General features: G+C 69.5%; 5 protein-coding genes. 4 read left to right on the top strand and 1 reads right to left on the bottom strand.

Annotated elements, in window-relative coordinates; all coding sequences use genetic code 11:
• Positions 1-317 precede the first annotated feature (317 nt).
• Complete coding sequence (gene rpsA, locus ABZU46_RS31100; protein ID WP_109819865.1) at positions 318-1817, bottom strand: 30S ribosomal protein S1; 1500 nt, start codon at positions 1815-1817, stop codon at positions 318-320.
• A 470-nt stretch (positions 1818-2287) separates the two neighbouring features.
• On the opposite strand from rpsA, the gene ABZU46_RS31105 reads away from it, so the two are divergent.
• The 4 genes from ABZU46_RS31105 (at position 2288) to ABZU46_RS31120 (ending at position 4343) form a co-directional block, all read left to right on the top strand.
• Complete coding sequence (locus ABZU46_RS31105) at positions 2288-3094, top strand: class I SAM-dependent methyltransferase (protein ID WP_354863265.1); 807 nt, start codon at positions 2288-2290, stop codon at positions 3092-3094.
• A 108-nt stretch (positions 3095-3202) separates the two neighbouring features.
• Positions 3203-3754: a Uma2 family endonuclease gene (locus tag ABZU46_RS31110; RefSeq protein ID WP_354863266.1), complete on the top strand. Its 552-nt coding sequence runs from the start codon at positions 3203-3205 to the stop codon at positions 3752-3754.
• Between the two features lie 36 nt (positions 3755-3790).
• Positions 3791-4009, top strand: a complete 219-nt coding sequence (locus ABZU46_RS31115) for a DUF2945 domain-containing protein (protein ID WP_354863267.1) — start codon at positions 3791-3793, stop codon at positions 4007-4009.
• A complete protein-coding gene (locus tag ABZU46_RS31120) occupies positions 3996-4343 on the top strand; it encodes a DUF3140 domain-containing protein (RefSeq protein ID WP_354863268.1) in 348 nt (115 codons plus the stop codon). The genes ABZU46_RS31115 and ABZU46_RS31120 overlap by 14 nt, the downstream gene beginning before the upstream one ends.
• Positions 4344-4471: the final 128 nt, after the last annotated feature.

Raw genomic sequence — 4471 nt, forward strand, 5'->3', positions numbered from 1 at the left:
ACAACCACACAGACCTACAGCTTCCACGCCGAAATCACACTCTTCGAGAAAGGACTTGCCTCCCGCTCACGGCGCTAAACGCAACGGCGTTGTCCAGGAAGTAGTGGCATCCCGACCGCTCAGAGGCCCCTACATCCACGATCGAGCGCGATCTTGCCGCAAGGCCACTACAGCGCGGGGTGCCGGGCACGAGCGCGACGCGCGGGCGCGGGCGCGAGGCGCGGGCGGCCAGCGTTGAGCGGGGGCGGGTATGGCGAGGGCCCCGCCCCCGGCGATCGGAAAGATCGCGGGGACGGGGCCCCTCGTCGTTCAGCGGGTCACTTACCGCCGGCGAGCTTCTCCCGCAGAGCGGCGAGCGCCTCGTCGGTGGCCAGGGTGCCGGCCGGCTCCTCGGCCTGCCGGCTCGGGGCCGGGCTGGACGAGGAGGTGGTGCCGCCACCGGCGGCCGGAACGGCCGGAGTCGGGTTGGCAGCGGCCTCGGCGTCGGCGGCGCGAGAGGTCTGCACCTGCTTGGTGTGGGCCTCCCAACGCTGACGGGCCTCGGCGTACTGGTTCTCCCAGGTCTCGCGCTGCTTGTCGTACCCCTCGAGCCACTCGCCCGTCTCCGGGTCGAAGCCCTCCGGGTAGATGTAGTTGCCCTCGGCGTCGTACGTCGCGGCCATGCCGTAGAGGGTCGGGTCGAAGTGCTCCTCGCCCTCGACGAAGCCCTCGTTGGCCTGCTTGAGCGACAGCGAGATCCGGCGGCGCTCCAGGTCGATGTCGATGACCTTGACCATGACCTCGGAACCGACCTGGACGACCTGCTCCGGGATCTCCACGTGGCGCTCGGCCAGCTCGGAGATGTGGACCAGGCCCTCGATGCCGTCGTCCACCCGGACGAACGCACCGAACGGCACCAGCTTGGTGACCTTACCCGGCACGATCTGCTGGATCGCGTGGGTGCGGGCGAACTGCCGCCACGGGTCCTCCTGCGTCGCCTTCAGCGACAGCGAGACGCGCTCGCGGTCCAGGTCGACGTCCAGAACCTCGACCTCGACCTCCTGGCCGACCTCGACGACCTCGGACGGGTGGTCGATGTGCTTCCAGGACAGCTCGGAGACGTGCACCAGACCGTCGACGCCGCCGAGGTCCACGAAGGCGCCGAAGTTGACGATCGAGGACACGACGCCCTTGCGGACCTGGCCCTTCTGCAGCTTGTTGAGGAACTCGGTGCGCACCTCGGACTGCGTCTGCTCCAGCCAGGCCCGGCGGGACAGGACCACGTTGTTGCGGTTCTTGTCCAGCTCGATGATCTTGGCCTCGAGCTCACGCCCGACGTACGGCTGCAGGTCGCGCACGCGCCGCATCTCGACCAGGGACGCGGGCAGGAAGCCGCGCAGCCCGATGTCCAGGATGAGGCCACCCTTGACTACCTCGATGACCGAGCCGCGGACGACACCGTCCTCGTCCTTGATCTTCTCGATCGTGCCCCAGGCCCGCTCGTACTGCGCCCGCTTCTTGGAGAGGATCAGACGACCCTCCTTGTCCTCCTTCTGGAGGACCAGGGCCTCGATGTGGTCACCAACCGTCACAACCTCGGCGGGGTCCACGTCGTGCTTGATCGACAACTCCCGAGAGGGGATGACACCCTCGGTCTTGTAGCCGATGTCGAGCAGGACCTCGTCCCGATCGACCTTGACGACGGTGCCTTCGACAATGTCGCCGTCGTTGAAGTACTTGATGGTCTCGTCGATCGCGGCGAGGAATGCCTCCTCGGAACCGAGATCGTCGTGGGTGACCCGGGTGGCGCTCGAGGGGGCCTCGATGCTGCTCGTCATGTGGGCGGTTGCTCCGGTCGGATGGGTTGTCACAGCAGGCTGGTGTCGCGGTGACCTGTTCGCGCCAGCGGATCCGTCGCCGGGCACACCGAACGATCACCTAGTGGGATCATGATGTGCTCCGTCGACCGCGCACCTGCTCCCTGCCGAGACACACGATCCGCGAGCGCATCGTCTAGCCTACCGTGCGCATTACCACAGCGTGCAAGCCCTCCCGACTCGTCGCCGCACCATGACCTGCGAAAGCCGAACAATCGCCCGGAAACGACCCCTCCTGTCCCGTACGTCACAGCGGCCCCAGGCGCCCCGCTGGGCGGGCCGGCCGGACGGGCCGCGCGCCACGCCTCATCGACGTGGTTTCCGGAAAATCAGCGCTTCCCACCGGCCCGGGCACCACGACTTCGCGGAAACCGAGTCGATCAGGCCGCGCCGCCGCCCCCATCGGGTTGACCGGGGCCTAGCGTGGGCGCGTGGATGACGACAGCCGGGTGACCCGGCGCCGGGTGGGTGACGCCGAGGCCCGGCGGGCCAACCGCGGCTGGTGGGACACCGACGCCGACGACTACCAGGCCGAGCACGGGGGGTTCCTCGGCGACGTGGACTTCGTCTGGTGTCCGGAGGGGCTGCGCGAGGCCGACGCCCGCCTGCTCGGCGACGTGTCGGGGCGGCGGGTGCTGGAGGTGGGTTGCGGCGCCGCGGCCGCCGCCCGCTGGCTCGCCACCCAGGGCGCGCGTCCGATCGCCTTCGACCTGTCCGCCGGCATGTTGCGGCACGCCGCGCAGGCCGCCGACCGCACCGGGGTACGCGTACCGCTGGTGCAGGCCGACGCGCTCGCCCTGCCGTTCACCGACCGCTCGTTCGACCTGGCCTGCACGGCGTTCGGCGCGATCCCCTTCGTGGACGACTCGGCGACCCTGCTCGCCGAGGTGCACCGGGTGCTGCGCCCGGGCGGCCGGTGGGTGTTCTCCGTGACCCACCCGATGCGCTGGATCTTCCTCGACGATCCCGGCGAGGGCGGTCTGACGGCCGTGCACTCGTACTTCGACCGCTCCCCCTACGTCGAGCAGGACGAGACCGGCGTCGCCACCTACGTCGAGCAGCACCGCACCCTCGGCGACCGGATCCGCGAGCTGGTCGGCGCCGGGTTCCGGCTGCTGGACCTGGTCGAGCCGGAGTGGCCGGAGGGACACGAGGGGATCTGGGGGCAGTGGAGCCCGCTGCGCGGACGGCTCTTCCCCGGCACCGCCATCTTCGTCACCGAGAAGCCGCTCGATTGACCGCGTCGCACCCGTGGTCCGACCTGCATACCATCGATCGCCGGTAGGCTCGGCTGCATGAGCGCCGAGCCCATCCCGACATCACCTGGCCCCTGGTGTCCGGATCCGATGCGGCAGCAGCGTGCCGACTACACGCTGGAGGACCTGCTCGCCCTGCCGGACGACGCCCCCCGCGTCGAACTCGTCGACGGAGTTATCCAGGTGACCCCCTCCCCCACCCTGGGCCACCAGAACATCTCCAGCCTGTTGTGGCTCTGGCTGCACAGCCACGCACCGCAGCACCTCGGCGCCGCCCAAGCCATCGGTGTCAAGCTCAGCCACAACACGAGCCGACAGCCCGACGTGCTGTTGCACCGTGCCGGCGTGGCGTCCGTCCATTCCATCCTGCAACCGAAGGATGTGGTGCTCGCCGTCGAGGTCGTTTCGCCGGGCACGCGGCGGATCGACCGGTTCGCCAAGCCCGGGGAGTACGCCGCCGCCGGCATCGCGTTCTACTGGCGGATCGAGCAGGACCCGGTGCACGTGTACGCGTACCGGATCGGCGACCGGGTCGGGCCGGGCGGTGAGCGGCAGTACGAGCTGGTCGCCGACGGGCCTGACGTGATCGAGCTGACTGAGCCGTTCGACATCAAGCTGCCCATCGCCGAGATCACCCCGTAGCCGTTTCACCCCGACCGGGTCGGGTAGCCGAGGCGCATGGCCGAGCAGAGGTTCCACACGGGCGACCACGTCTCCTGGTCGGCCCACGGAAGCCGCGCGTACGGCGTGGTGCAGGAGGAGATCACCGACCGGATTCGGATCCGGGGGCGGGCCGTGAACGCGGCTCCCGACGACCCGCAGTACCGGGTCCGCAGTGACGGTACGGGCCGCGACGTGGCCCACCGACCGGAGGCGTTGCGCCATGAGCAGAGGTGACGACGGCCGGGACACCTACCGGGAGTTCACCGAGGCGGTGAACATGAAGCCCCGTGAGTTGTCGACCTGGCTGGAGACCGACGAGTCGAAGCAGGTCGGCTGGCACAAGGGTGGCCGCTCCGGCGGTGGCGAGTCCGTCGGCCACGACTCGGGTCGGAAGATCGTCGACTTGCTGCGTCGAAAGCGCGCCGACCTGTCCGAGGGCGACTACAAGCACATGCGCAAGGTGGTCGGCTACGTCCGCCGGCACATGGCCCAGCGCCCCTCTGGCGACGTCCGCGACACCAAGTGGCGCTGGTCCCTCATGAACTGGGGCCACGACCCCATGAAGTAACCCAGCGACCAAGGATCACTTTCAAGATCACATTAAGGGCGAGGCCGGCGACCCCGACCAGGGCGACCCGGTCGGGGTTCCGGGGCAGCCCGACCCGCGCAGGGATCAAGCCTGACCGCCCGGAGCGG

Source organism: Micromonospora sp. NPDC005197, assembly GCF_040608295.1.
Lineage (GTDB): Bacteria > Actinomycetota > Actinomycetes > Mycobacteriales > Micromonosporaceae > Micromonospora.